Annotated in this window: 11 protein-coding genes and 1 riboswitch; of the genes, 10 read left to right on the top strand and 1 reads right to left on the bottom strand. The window is 42.9% G+C overall.

Annotated features, from left to right (window positions below; genetic code table 11):
• Positions 1-3: 3 nt before the first annotated feature.
• Positions 4-111: riboswitch (TPP riboswitch) on the top strand.
• 47 nt (positions 112-158) lie between these two features.
• The 7 genes from tenA to HBHAL_RS18945 all read left to right on the top strand — a co-directional run bounded on the left by tenA (position 159) and on the right by HBHAL_RS18945 (position 7840).
• Positions 159-848, top strand: a complete 690-nt coding sequence (tenA, locus tag HBHAL_RS18975; protein ID WP_014645146.1) for a thiaminase II — start codon at positions 159-161, stop codon at positions 846-848.
• Positions 845-1657, top strand: a complete 813-nt coding sequence (thiD, locus tag HBHAL_RS18970) for a bifunctional hydroxymethylpyrimidine kinase/phosphomethylpyrimidine kinase (RefSeq protein WP_014645145.1) — start codon at positions 845-847, stop codon at positions 1655-1657. The genes tenA and thiD overlap by 4 nt, the downstream gene beginning before the upstream one ends.
• Complete coding sequence (thiM, locus tag HBHAL_RS18965) at positions 1648-2424, top strand: hydroxyethylthiazole kinase (RefSeq protein WP_014645144.1); 777 nt, start codon at positions 1648-1650, stop codon at positions 2422-2424. Before thiD ends, thiM begins: the two co-directional genes overlap by 10 nt.
• A gap of 32 nt (positions 2425-2456) precedes the next feature.
• Complete coding sequence (thiE, locus tag HBHAL_RS18960; RefSeq protein ID WP_051005653.1) at positions 2457-3038, top strand: thiamine phosphate synthase; 582 nt, start codon at positions 2457-2459, stop codon at positions 3036-3038.
• A 689-nt stretch (positions 3039-3727) separates the two neighbouring features.
• Positions 3728-4654 carry an oxidoreductase gene (locus tag HBHAL_RS18955; protein WP_014645142.1) on the top strand — a complete coding sequence of 309 codons (927 nt, stop codon included), beginning with the start codon at positions 3728-3730 and terminating at the stop codon, positions 4652-4654.
• A 173-nt stretch (positions 4655-4827) separates the two neighbouring features.
• The gene (locus HBHAL_RS18950; protein WP_014645141.1) at positions 4828-6369 is read left to right on the top strand and encodes a BCCT family transporter; all 1542 of its coding nucleotides are present in this window, start codon (positions 4828-4830) and stop codon (positions 6367-6369) included.
• A gap of 751 nt (positions 6370-7120) precedes the next feature.
• Complete coding sequence (locus HBHAL_RS18945) at positions 7121-7840, top strand: hypothetical protein (RefSeq protein WP_014645140.1); 720 nt, start codon at positions 7121-7123, stop codon at positions 7838-7840.
• Positions 7841-8018: 178 nt separating this feature from the next.
• Here the strand turns inward: HBHAL_RS18945 and HBHAL_RS18940 are convergent, their stop codons facing one another.
• Positions 8019-9230 (bottom strand): threonine synthase, encoded by a 1212-nt coding sequence (locus HBHAL_RS18940; RefSeq protein WP_014645139.1) that lies wholly within the window; start codon positions 9228-9230, stop codon positions 8019-8021.
• Positions 9231-9447: 217 nt separating this feature from the next.
• Here HBHAL_RS18940 and HBHAL_RS18935 point away from each other — a divergent pair, with 217 nt between their 5' ends.
• Genes HBHAL_RS18935 through HBHAL_RS18925 form a run of 3 tightly spaced genes read left to right on the top strand, consistent with a single transcriptional unit; the run spans position 9448 to position 12814 of the window.
• Positions 9448-10650 (top strand): M24 family metallopeptidase, encoded by a 1203-nt coding sequence (locus HBHAL_RS18935; protein ID WP_014645138.1) that lies wholly within the window; start codon positions 9448-9450, stop codon positions 10648-10650.
• Between the two features lie 3 nt (positions 10651-10653).
• Positions 10654-11634, top strand: a complete 981-nt coding sequence (locus HBHAL_RS18930) for a cyclodeaminase (RefSeq protein ID WP_014645137.1) — start codon at positions 10654-10656, stop codon at positions 11632-11634.
• The gene (locus tag HBHAL_RS18925) at positions 11621-12814 is read left to right on the top strand and encodes a cystathionine gamma-synthase family protein (RefSeq protein ID WP_014645136.1); all 1194 of its coding nucleotides are present in this window, start codon (positions 11621-11623) and stop codon (positions 12812-12814) included. Before HBHAL_RS18930 ends, HBHAL_RS18925 begins: the two co-directional genes overlap by 14 nt.
• Positions 12815-12823: the final 9 nt, after the last annotated feature.

Genomic DNA, 12823 nt, shown 5'->3' with positions numbered 1-12823 from the left:
CACGGAATCTACTAGGGGCGCGAGTGTTCGCTGAGATAAGGAAATAAATTCCTTGGTCCCTTAACACCTGATCTGGATCATGCCAGCGGAGGGAAGTAGTAAGCAGCCCCACTCTCTCCCTCCCTTAGTAGCTTCCGAAAAAATCAGGAGGCATATTCATGTCATTTACAGAACAGTTAAGACAAGAAAATCATGATATATTTGAAAGAATTTTTCATCATCCTTTTGTTGAAGGGATTGGAAATGGTCGTCTTCCCTCGGAATCTATTGCTCATTATATAAAAGCAGACTACGAATATTTAAATGCGTTTATGCACATTTATGGAATTGCAATTTCCAAGTCTTCGGAGCGTGAAGATATTCAATATTTTAACGAACAGGTTAATTTTGTTCTTCATAGTGAAGTACATCCCCATCATAATTTGTGCGAGTATATCGGTATTCGGTACGAGGATCTTCAAGGTTACCCACTCCCTCCAACGGCTGATCATTATGTGAAGCATATGATGTACCATGCTCAAATGGGAGGTCTTGGTGAAATTATTGCCGCACTGCTCCCATGTCCCTGGACTTATTTAGAGATAGGGAGATATTTGATGGAGGAGTATGAGCCTGACCAAGATCATCCTTTTTATCCCTGGATAAAATTCTATGCCGAAAGCGAGATGCAAATTCTGACGGATCATTTACGAAGCCGGCTGGATCATTTAGCTGAACAGGCTTCAGAAAAAGAACTCAGTCGTATAAGAGATGCGTTTCGGAAAAGCTGTCAGCTGGAATGGTCTTTTTGGGAAATGGCTTATACATGTGAAGAATGGATTGAAGGAAAGGCGGTGGATGTTAAATGAACCACGTTACATGCGCATTGACTATTGCGGGTACAGATCCAAGCGGAGGGGCAGGTATCCAGGCGGATTTAAAGACATTCCAGGAATTAAAATGCTACGGGATGTCCGTGATCACATCTGCTGTTGCTCAAAATACAACGGGGGTAAAGGATATTCACCATCTTCCCCTTGATTTCCTGGAAAAACAACTGCAGTCTATTTCTGAAGATATGCCGGTCCATGCCCTAAAAACAGGAATGATCGCTCAAAAAGATATGATGAAAGTAATAGCCGAGTGGATCCCGGAGATCAACGCTTATTATGTAATGGATCCTGTTATGATTTCTCAAAGTGGTGATTCATTAAGTGAGGAAGAATCTCGGGAGGTGTTACGAAAACAGCTGCTACCTTTAACGTCTTTAGTAACCCCTAACATCCCGGAAGCGGAAGAGATAACCGGGAAAAGGATTGAAACGGAGGAAGATATGAAAGAAGCGGCTGAAGCTATCGTTAAGAACTTCGGAGCAGGTGCAGCCTTAGTCAAAGGTGGGCATAGAGCAGGTGCAGCCATCGATTATTTATTTGATGGAAATGAGATCCATGCCTTCGAATCCGAACGTATTCAAACAGAAAACACTCATGGGACCGGCTGTACGTATTCAGCAGCGATTACTGCTTACCTGGCCCAGGGACTCTCGCTAGTTGAAGCGGTCAAACAAGCTAAATATTTTGTAACGGAAGCAATTCGATATTCCTTCGATTTAGGCCATGGCAGCGGTCCGACCAATCATTTCGCTACTCGTGAGGAGGTTTCTAACAAATGGATATAAATATTATTAAAGAAGTGCGTGAAAAGCAGCCGCTGGTTCATCATATTACGAATGAAGTGGTGATGAACTTCAGTGCAAACGGTTTACTTGCTTTTGGAGGTTCCCCCATCATGGCACATGCCGAAGAAGAGGTTGAGGATGTATCGCGTCTTGCCGACGGTGTTCTTCTTAATATAGGGACATTAACAGAAAAACAGGTAAATGCCATGATTACAGCAGGCCAGGCAGCTAATGAGGCAGGGGTTCCTGTGGTAGTGGATCCGGTTGGAGCACCTGCTACTAAATTCCGCTCGAAAAGTATTCAAACCATTTTAGAAAGGGTTAAACCTTCCTTAATTAAAGGAAATGCCGGTGAGCTTGCCCATTTAATAGGAGAAGAAGTAGAGACAAAAGGGGTGGAATCGACCGGTACAGGGAACGAGAAATCAATTGCTGAAAGAGTAGCACAAACTTATGAGACGACCGCTGTTGTCACAGGAAAAATGGATGTAGTTTCTGATGGAACCGAAACCCGGACTAATTCAACAGGTCACCCTCTTTTAGCGAAGGTGACAGGAACCGGATGCCTTCTAGGATCGATTCTTGCTGCATGCATGTCTGCAACTGGATCAAGTGTAACCAAGATCCATACAGCTCTGGAATTTTTCGGAGCAGCGGCTGAATATGCTGCATCTCAGGAAGAAGTACAGGGATCTGGAACATTCACCCCTCGTTTTCTCGATGCATTGGCTATGGACCCTGATCAGTGGAGGGGAGACGAACAGTGACCTTATCTAAGCAGTTAAGAAAGTATTTCGTGATGGGCAGCCAGGACACAGACAGGGATCCTGAAGCTGTCCTGGAAGAAGCCATCGAAGCAGGGATAACCGCTTTCCAATATAGAGAAAAGGGAACGGGATCGCTTGAAGGAGAGGCGAAACATGAGCTTGGCTGGAAACTAAGAAGTCTTTGCCGGGAGAAGGGGATCCTCTTCATAGTCAATGATGATTTAGATATGGTTGAACCGCTTGATGCAGACGGGATTCATGTAGGTCAGGAAGACATAGGTGTGGAAGTCATAAGGTCGCAATTTCCAGACAAAATCCTCGGTCTATCCGTTTCGACAGAGCAGGAAGTAATCCAAAGTTCGTTAGAAAAGGTCGACTATCTTGGAGCTGGTCCAATCTTTCAAACGAGCACGAAGGAAGACGCCAAGCCTGTGGTCGGAACCGTTTGGATTAAGCAGCTGAGAGAGGCTTATCCGGATTTACCGATTGTCGGCATCGGAGGGATTAATACGGAAAATGCCTTATTGGTTGTAGAAGCAGGAGCTGCTGGGGTAGCCGTTGTTTCAGCCATCACACATGCCGAATCAATAGCCGAAGCGGTAAAACGTCTATAACGAAACCTGGAGTGCGGGACTTTTACTAGACTCTGATTAACATCAATAATCATTCACACTTATTCAACAATATGGCTGGATTGTGAAAGACTCAGTTTCGAGATATTGGATCATAGTGATGGTCCTGCGGGGGACGATTCGCTTTCCGTGGGCATGTGCTGAGCCTCCTCAGTCTTCGACTTCCGGGGTCTCACCGATCATGTTTATCCCACAGGAGTCTTCATCGTCCCCCTCCGGACCTTGCCAAAGCAGAAGCTCGAAACCACTTCAAACATCACCTGCGTGATGAGGAATTAGACCATGTAGTTTTATACCTATTTTAGGATGTAACGATCCGCAATAGCCTGTCATAAAAGCATTTAATCCAGATTAAGTACGAGAATCTTTCTTTTCTAGAAGGGTCCGTTCCTCCCACCAGCCCTCTTCCACATAGAGTAACGGGCCCAATTAATCTCGAAACTGAGTCTTGCACAAACGGGAGCTTATCTTTAATAGTTAATAGATTGTTTTAACAGTGTCTGCAGGAATGGCACTGTTTTTTTATTGGTCATTTCCGCCGTGGGTTTACTTCCTTATTTCAGATCGGTTTAGTTAAGAAGTTAAAGGGTAAAAGAATAGGAAGAATAAATTTAGGCATTACAGATGAGAAGATATCCATTCAATATACCAATAGAGGAAGTGAGCAGAAAATGAGTCAACAAACTTGGTCTGTAGATCAAATCCCTTCATTAAAAGACAAAGTAGCCATTGTAACAGGCGGGAACGGAGGTCTTGGATTCGAAGCGGTAAAAGTGTTTGCTGAAAAAGGAGCAACTGTTATCCTGGCTTCAAGATCTTTAGAACGCGGAGAAGAGGCATATGAGTCGATCAGGAAAGAAAATCCGAATGCCATTATTGATGTGATGCCATTAGATCTTCAGGATTTAGATTCTGTAAAAGAATTCGCACGTATATTTAAAGCCAAATACTTTCGGCTGGATATCCTGATGAATAACGCAGGAGTAATGACGACACCTTACGGTAAAACGAAAGACGGTTTTGAGCAGCAGCTCGGCATTAATCATCTGGGCCATTTTGCTTTGACTGCGCTTCTATTCGAACGCTTAAAAGAAACAAAGGACTCCAGAGTGGTTAATATCAGCAGTAATGCCCACAAATCAGGAACGGTCGATTTTGATAACCTGATGTTTGAAGGCGGAAGAGGATACAAACCAATGAAGGCCTATTCCCAATCTAAATTGGCCAATTTGCTGTTTACCTTTGAATTGCAGAGACGAATTGAGCAAGCCGGCTTGTCTGTAAAAAGCGAAGCGGCTCATCCCGGCGGTGCTCAAACCAACTTGGCACGGCATGTAGAAGACAAGTTTCTTTATAAAATGCTGGAAGGGGTGCTTACCCGCGTTACACAAAGTGCCTATGATGGAGCGCTCCCAGGTATTCGCGCAGCTACCGATTCTTCTTTAGAAGGCGGACGCTATTTAGGTCCTTCCGGTTTTATGGAGATGAAAGGGGATCCTGTAGTAGTTGCTCCTAAAACTCATGCTTACGATGTAATGGACGCGGACTTGCTTTGGAAAGAGTCCGAGCGATTAACAGGTGTGAAGTTTCCTGTATAGAGGATTGAAAGAAAGACTAAGCCTTCTGAGGCTTAGTCTTTTTTAGTCTTTGAATTTTTCAGGTTTAAATACTATGAAAAAGTATTTTAATATATTAATTTAGTTTTTTTTTGTAATGAGCGGGTAAGCAGGGATATAGACCAATTATTAAGAAAGGATTGAGGAGGATTTAGATGGATAGGAAGAAGCTCATCGATTACAAGATTTTTATACCCTCACTATTAATCATACTGGGGATTAGCATCCCATTTGCTATGTACGAGAAAGAGTCATTGGAAGTATTGAATTCTATATTTGATTATATTGTAGAGGTGTTCAGCTGGGGTTATCTCTGGTATGGAATTATTTTAGTTATAGCAGGATTGTATTTATCATTTTCAAAATACGGTCAAGTCGTACTGGGAAAACCTAATGAGAAGCCGCGGTTCACTTTATTTGAATACGCATCGATACTGATTGCTATGGGCGTAGGTTCGACCATTATGAGAACCGGAATGCTTCAGTGGACTTCTGTTGCTAATGATCCACCAGCAGGAGTAGAAGCTGGATCTCCGGAAGCTCTATTATGGGGAAATGCCTACAGCATGTTTTTATGGGGGTTTCAAGTTTTCGCCATCTTCGTGTTGATTGCTCCGGCGATGGGGTACATTCTTCACGTAAGAAAACGTCCATTAATGAGGATATCTGAAGCTTGTCGTGTTCTTTTTGGCGATAAATTTACGGATGGATTAGGCGGCAAAGTGCTTGATGTTTTATTCCTTATTAGTATTCTTGCAGGCGCAGCTGTAACACTTGGATTAGGAGCGCCTATTATTACTCAGAACTTATCTCACCTTTTAGGTATAGAAGTTAACTTTGGTCTGACCATAACGGTCACGATCATATGGGTGTTCTTATTTTCACTTAGTGCGTATTTAGGTATTGAAAAAGGAATTAAACGGTTGAGTACGTTTAATATGTATTTAGCCGCTATATTTGCTTTATTTATTTTAATAGGAGGACCAGGAGTATTTATATTAAATTACTTCTCCGATAGTGTATCCTTCCTATTAGCTAATTACCTTAATATTTCGTTAAACACACAATCTGTGCATCAGGGGGCAACCTCACATATCCAAAGTAATACCGTGTTTTGGTATGCTTACAGTGCTACATGGGCTATGCTCCACAGTGTATTTGCCGCTAAAATTTCAAGAGGCAGAACGATTAAGGAAATGATTCTGACTTACTTGCTGGCGCCTACCCTTATATCATGGGTTGCGACAGGAGTACTTGGAGGACTAGGTGTTCATAGATATCTTATGGGAGATATGTCTATTCTTCAGATGGTTGAAAATAACGCAAGAATGGCAGCTATTCCAGAAATATTGTCGACTCTTCCATTCGGAGAAATTTCTATTATCATCTTTATGGTTGTGGCTCTCGTGTTCTTAACGACCACGCTTGATTCTACCACTTACACCGTAGCCGCTTATACGAGTACAAGAGATATGAGTAAGTATGAGCCGCCGAAATTGCTGCGTATTATTGTTGCAGCTGTTATAACTGGTTTGGCTTTAGTGCTTATGCGTATTGGTGGACTACCACCTCTTGAAGTTATTTCAGGACTCATGGGTCTGCCTATTATCTTCCTCCAGTTTATACTCATATACGCTGCGAAACGTATGATCGATGAGGATAAAGCGTGGAAGTATAACATTCGTAGTAGTAGTTAGCGATATAACCCTCTTTCCGATCATAACGGAGAGAGGGTTTTCTATTGCTGAAAACCTGCTACTAGTGTTAAGCGAATATCTTAAATCAGCTGACTCTCCATATTTTATGTAAGGTAGATTAAATAGCGTTCACTATCAGCGGCCGCACATTTACATCTTTGGTAATGACCGACTCATATTTACGGAATTGTCCACGATTCTGGCACATACTGATCGTATAAATTAGTCAAAAAGCTTGAGAACACATTATCTAAGGCTTTTTCTAGTATTACTAGCAGTGATTAAAAAATAACCAACAGTGAAAATGTTTCACAGAAACATTTTATAGTAAGGCTATCATTTTTCAGAAGGGGAAGGTGATAGCATATCGCTTATATCGACACGATATGAACTTTCTGAATTTAATGGATGTGAAAAAAGCACGGCCATAGGCACAAAAGGGGCCTAATAGACTCTGTTTATAGAAGAATATGTCTTTAGAATCTAGTTGTATCGCAAGGCAATATATTTTATAATAACTAAGATACAGTAGTTTTATTATCATTTATTCATTATTTTCTAATAGTCATCATATTGCCTGTATCGCCAGGCGATATAAGATCTTGTATAGAATAACGGACGGACTACAGCCTAAGGGGATTTTTATTATTTTATTTTTATAAGCACTTTTTTGATAGTCAGGTATATCGCCAGGCGATATAACCTGGAGAGGTCAGAGGAAACCTTGGTATTTAATAGAAAGAGGTGCGATATGCGAAGCGATATTCAACCAAATGAACAGGCTTTCTCTTCTAAAGAAGTAGCCGAAGAAGTGGGAATTGCGACACCAACTGTTCGAAAATACGCTCAAATCTTAGAACGGAATGGATATGAGTTTTTCAAAAATCGTGACCGGCGTATCTTTGTTCATTCTGATATCGAAGCACTTATATCGATACGCGATACGGAGAAGCCATTAGACGTTATAGCTCAGGAACTGGTGGAACAGCAGACAGAACGCTTAAAAGGGTATAAGGAAGCTGGTATATCGGTGCCCGATACATACAATCCTTCACTCCAGAACAACGATCAGTTAAAAGAATTTTTCAGGGCTCTATCCAGTGAACTAGCAGCTACCCGCGAGATGAATGTGCAATTAACCAACGATATTTCAGAATTAAAAACCACCATGTCACGTCTGCAGCAGGATCACCATCATATAAGTGCGGGGATTAGCAATTCTGCTCAAAAAACCAATGCCAAAATTGAAAAGCTTTCTACACAGCAGGAAGAGCTTTATGAAACATTGCTTCAGCAGGAAAAAGAAAAGACGGAAGCATTACAAGAAGAAATTAAAAATATGCGTGCGGAGCAAAATAAAGAGTGGCGGCTGCAAAACGATTTCAATACACGTTTAGAGGGAGCGATGAGAAAAACAGAACAACCGAAAGGCAGTTGGGAATGGTTCTTATCTCTCTTCCGTAAATTTTAGAACTGAAATACTAATACTTCAGTCGATCTCAGACCGGGTTTTTGATTCGGAGAACTGCAAAAGAAAGCACGTCATCCTTGCAATTAAGTCAATAAAGAGCAGTAAATCTTTCCTATAAATGAATTAAAGACGTAAAAAAAGACGGGCTAGCCCGTCTTTTTCTTTTGGTTTTTTTCGTTTACCTAATTCTGTCTCCAGGATTAAGGATAGGCAAATCCACGTTCACGGTGTCTGGATACTTAATGCCGGCTCCTGTATTTAAAACCACCACTTTTTCCTCTTCATGAATCCATCCTTGATCGCGAAGGCGGCGGGCCGCCGAGAATGCCGCAGCTCCTTCAGGGCACACAAAAGCCCCTTCCTTTTGAGCCACTTTCTTTTGTTCCTCAAGAAGAGCATCGTCACTGATCGCTATGGCGCACCCATCTGTCTCATAAAGAGCTTCAAGTACTAGAAAATCTCCAAGAGCTTTAGGTACGTTAATTCCAAAAGCTACGGTTTCAGAGTTTTCCCAGAAAGGAGCTTCTGTTTCTCCTTTTTCCCATGCCTTTACAATAGGTGCACAACCTTCTGATTGAACGGCTACTAAACGCGGCATCTTGTCGTCAGAAATCCACCCTAGCTGCTGAAGTTCTTTTAAAGCCTTATGAATCCCGATTAGGCCAACACCACCGCCGGTCGGATAAAGGATCACATCAGGAACTTCCCAGTTGAGCTGTTCAGCAATCTCCAGCCCCATGGTTTTTTTGCCTTCGATCCGGTAGGGCTCTTTTAATGTAGAAACATTGTACATTCCTTTCTCTTTTACAGCATTCCCAACAATTTGACCCGCATCACTAATTAATCCATCGACTAAGTATAAGCTTGCCCCTGATATAGCACATTCGTTTCTGGTGATTTTGGGAGCATCAATTGGCATGACGATAGTAGATTTCATAGATGCGCGAGCGGCATATAGAGACCAGGCAGCGCCTGCATTTCCGTTCGTAGGCATAGCCATTTCTTCCACACCAAGTTCCTTCGCTTTTGAAACTCCAACAGCCGCTCCACGAGCTTTAAATGACCCTGTAGGAATCGTTCCTTCGTCCTTCATGAGTAAATCATGAATACCCATATCTTGTCCGATTTTGTTCATTGAAAGTAATGGACTCATTCCTTCTCCTAAAGTGGTTTTGTATTGTTCATCCTCCAGTGGAAGAAGTTCATGATAGCGCCACAAATCAGGAGAGCGGTTCGCCAGGTGATCTTTCTTCCAATCGTGGGCTAATTCATCCAGACGGTATTCGACCAAAAGCGGAGATCCGCATGTGCATAAATGCTGAGTTTCTTTGCTTGAATAAGTTTTCGAACATTTCGGGCAGTACAAGTGAGATATGTAACTGTAGTTCATTTCTTAGGGCCCTCCTTATAAGTATTAGCTTCATGGTAACACACCATTTCGCTGCATCTTACTAAAGGAGTCTTTTTACAGAGAGTGTCGATTTTTAAGTTTGTAGTAAATCTGGTTTTGAAACTTCATACACTTTTTACATTACAAAAAAAAAGCGGGTTGAATAAAATATAAGTAATCATTATTTTAATATTCAGAAAAAAGTGGAGGGGTTCAAATGGTGCTTCCTTTTGACATTCTTGAGTATCACCAGCGGTTACAAGAGACAAAAAAGAGTATGGAAGCGAAAGGAATCGAAGTCCTGCTAATTTCAAATCCGGCAAATATGAATTACCTCTCAGGGTATGATGCCTGGTCTTTCTATGTTCATCAGATGCTTGTCATTATCATTGATGAGCCACAGCCTTTATGGATTGGACGTTACCAGGATGCAAATGGTGCCCGGGTTACAACTTGGATTTATGATGAAAATGTAATTGCTTACCCGGATTATTATGTTCACTCTGAAGATTATCACCCAATGGATTTCATTTCGGAAATTTTAACCCAAATTGGCCATGGAAATCGAAGAGTTGGCGTTGAGATGGACCAATATTACTTTACCGGTATGGCGCTTGAGAGATTGAAAAAAGGAATGCCGGATGCCGTTTTTCAAGATGCTACCCTGCTGGTTAACCGGGTAAGAATGATTAAATCATACCAGGAAATTGAATATATGAAAAAAGCAGCGAAGATCGCAGATTTAGCGATGCAAAAAGGTGTGGAAAGTATCAGCCCGGGAGTGCGTGAATGTGATACAGCTGCTGAAATTTACTATCAAATGGTCAAAGGAACACCAGAATTTGGAGGAGAGTATCCAGCAATTGTCCCTCTGCTCCCGACCGGTGACCGCACCTCGATTCCACACTTAACGTGGAGCGACCGTCCTTTTGTAGAAGGGAACGCCGTCATTATTGAACTGGCGGGTTGTTACAAGCGTTACCATGTACCACTTGCAAGAACCGTAACGGTTGGACAGCCGAATGAAAAGCTTCAAGTGGTAGCCCCGGTCGTCCTTGAAGGGATACAGGAAGTTCTTTACGCAGCTAAACCGGGGGTGACATGCGGGGAGCTTGAAGAAGTATGGAGAAAGACGATTAAGAAGCACGGTTTTGAAAAAGAGGCACGACTCGGCTACTCCGTTGGGCTGAATTATCCGCCGGATTGGGGAGAGCATACCGCGAGTATTCGAAAAGGTGATCCTACCGTCTTAAAGCCGAATATGACATTTCACCTTATACCGGCTTTATGGTTTGATACGGATGGAATTGAAATCAGTGAAACTTTCCGTGTTACGGAAGAAGGTTCTGAACGGTTTACCACTTATCCCCAAGAATTAATTATTAGGGACCATATGGACCTTAGCGGACAAATCAGCTAGGAGGTGACGATCATCCAATTATTCCATAGGAGTGAAATTAAACATGTGGTTCGTTTAGATAAAAAGGTAGTGGATTTGGTGGAAGATGGTTTCAATGCGCTAAGTGATAACAAAGTGCAAATGCCTCCCATCATGCGAATCGATGTCCCCGAACATAACGGTGAAGTCGATATTAAATCCGCTTATATTAGAGGGTATGATAGTTTTGCTATCAAGCTCTCTTCTGGATTTTTTAATAATCCTCAAATGGGGCTGCCAAGTGCGAATGGCCTGATGATTCTCTTGAGTGCGGAAACAGGCAGACCGATGGCGATTCTTGCAGATCAGGGTCTGTTGACTGACTTACGTACCGCTGCTGCAGGTGCAGTAGCTGCCCGTCATCTCAGTCGCCAGGATAGTCGAACGGCTGGAATTATAGGCACCGGCGCTCAAGCGAGACTGCAGTTGGAAGCTCTCTCGCTTGTTCGTCCCATAGAAAGGGTGCTGGTTTACGGTAGAGATATTAAAAAGGCTGACGCCTATAAAGAAGATATCGAAGAACGATTAAGCCTGCCAGTAGAGGTTTGTGCTCACCCGCAGGAAGTCGCAGAAAACAGCGATATAGTGGTAACTACCACCCCTTCATCCGAACCTCTCATAAAAGGGGAATGGTTACAACCTGGAGTGCATGTCACCGCTATGGGCTCTGATGCCGAGCATAAACAGGAACTTGAAACATCGGTATTGGTACGAGCGGATCAGTTAGTTTGTGATGTAAAAGCGCAGTCTGTACGGCTGGGAGAATTAAGGAATGGTCAACAGGAAACAGTGGACCGGGCTTTTGAGCTCGGAGAAATAACAAGCGGCCGCAAGCAAGGAAGGCAGTCGCCCGATGAAGTTACGGTTTGCGATCTTACAGGGACGGGTGTGCAAGATACGGTTATTGCCCGCCACGTCTATTCATTACTTGTACCTCAGGAGGAGATTATTAATGGAAAAAGCTAAATTCAGTACAAAATCGATTTGGGCCGGGGAAAAAGAACAGTTGGCTTTTGGAGCTACACAGGTACCGGTCGTTCATAGTGTATCTTTTGGTTATGACGACATGGATGAATGGTATGAAGTAGCGATTGGAAATAAACCGGGTCATATTTATGGCCGGAATACCAATCCAACGGTGCAGGCATTTGAAGAAAAAATTCGTATTCTTGAAAACGCAGATGCATCTACTAGTTTTTCAACGGGGATGGCTGCGATCAGTAATACGCTGAGTACTTTACTGTTCCCCGGCGACCGCGTCGTATCCATTAAAGATACGTACGGCGGCACAAACAAAATTTTCACGGAATTTCTCCCAAGACAGCAAGTAGAAGTGATTTTGTGTGATACAGGAGATCATGAGGCTATCGAAAGGGAAGTGGCGAGAGGATGTAAAGTCCTTTATCTCGAAAGCCCGACCAACCCGACCGTTAAAATCACGGATATTAAACGAATGGCTGCAGCTGGTAAAGCCGTAGGGGCCACTGTCATCGTGGATAATACTTTTGCTACACCTGTCAATCAGAATCCGTTGGAGCTTGGAGCTGACCTTGTGATCCATAGTGCAACGAAATACCTTGGAGGGCATGCTGACGCACTTGGCGGGGCTGTGTGCGGTGATCGAGCTCTTGTAGAAGCTATTTATCACTATCGTGAAATTAACGGTGCCACTATGGATCCTATGGCAGCCTACTTGATTCTGCGCGGTATGAAAACGCTGAAACTCCGAGTTGATCAGCAAAATAAAAACGCAGCAAGTATCGCAGAATATCTGAAAACATTTGATATGGTCGAAGCGGTATTTTATCCAGGGCTTGAGGACCATCCTCACCACGACATAGCAAAAGAGCAAATGACTGGTTTTGGAGGTATGCTCAGTTTTGCAGTTCGCGGCGGAGTGGATACCGTGAGACAACTGCTTCCTAAATTGAAATACGCGAACCGGGCGGCTAATTTGGGATCTGTCGAAACAGTCGTCGGACCTTCAAGAACGACCAGCCACGTTGAATGTACCCCGGCTGAAAGACTGGCTATGGGAATTCCGGAGGGACTTATCCGTTACTCCGCGGGAATTGAGGATATTGATGACTTAAAACAGGATCTTGCTCAAGCCTTTAAAGCTATTGAAGCTTATGTCAAAAGCTGAGGAAGTGTA

Source organism: Halobacillus halophilus DSM 2266 (genome assembly GCF_000284515.1).
Lineage (GTDB): Bacteria > Bacillota > Bacilli > Bacillales > Halobacillaceae > Halobacillus > Halobacillus halophilus.
Note: the sequence above shows the minus strand (reverse complement) of the source record. Positions and strands in the feature narration are given on the sequence as shown.

Excerpts from the sequence above, each read along its gene's own strand:
- tenA (WP_014645146.1), top strand. The coding sequence starts at position 159 with ATGTCATTTACAGAACAGTTAAGACAAGAAAATCATGATATATTTGAA.
- thiD (WP_014645145.1), top strand. The coding sequence starts at position 845 with ATGAACCACGTTACATGCGCATTGACTATTGCGGGTACAGATCCAAGC.
- thiM (WP_014645144.1), top strand. The coding sequence starts at position 1,648 with ATGGATATAAATATTATTAAAGAAGTGCGTGAAAAGCAGCCGCTGGTT.
- thiE (WP_051005653.1), top strand. The coding sequence starts at position 2,457 with ATGGGCAGCCAGGACACAGACAGGGATCCTGAAGCTGTCCTGGAAGAA.
- HBHAL_RS18955 (WP_014645142.1), top strand. The coding sequence starts at position 3,728 with ATGAGTCAACAAACTTGGTCTGTAGATCAAATCCCTTCATTAAAAGAC.
- HBHAL_RS18950 (WP_014645141.1), top strand. The coding sequence starts at position 4,828 with ATGGATAGGAAGAAGCTCATCGATTACAAGATTTTTATACCCTCACTA.
- HBHAL_RS18945 (WP_014645140.1), top strand. The coding sequence starts at position 7,121 with ATGCGAAGCGATATTCAACCAAATGAACAGGCTTTCTCTTCTAAAGAA.
- HBHAL_RS18940 (WP_014645139.1), bottom strand. The coding sequence starts at position 9,230 with ATGAACTACAGTTACATATCTCACTTGTACTGCCCGAAATGTTCGAAA.
- HBHAL_RS18935 (WP_014645138.1), top strand. The coding sequence starts at position 9,448 with ATGGTGCTTCCTTTTGACATTCTTGAGTATCACCAGCGGTTACAAGAG.
- HBHAL_RS18925 (WP_014645136.1), top strand. The coding sequence starts at position 11,621 with ATGGAAAAAGCTAAATTCAGTACAAAATCGATTTGGGCCGGGGAAAAA.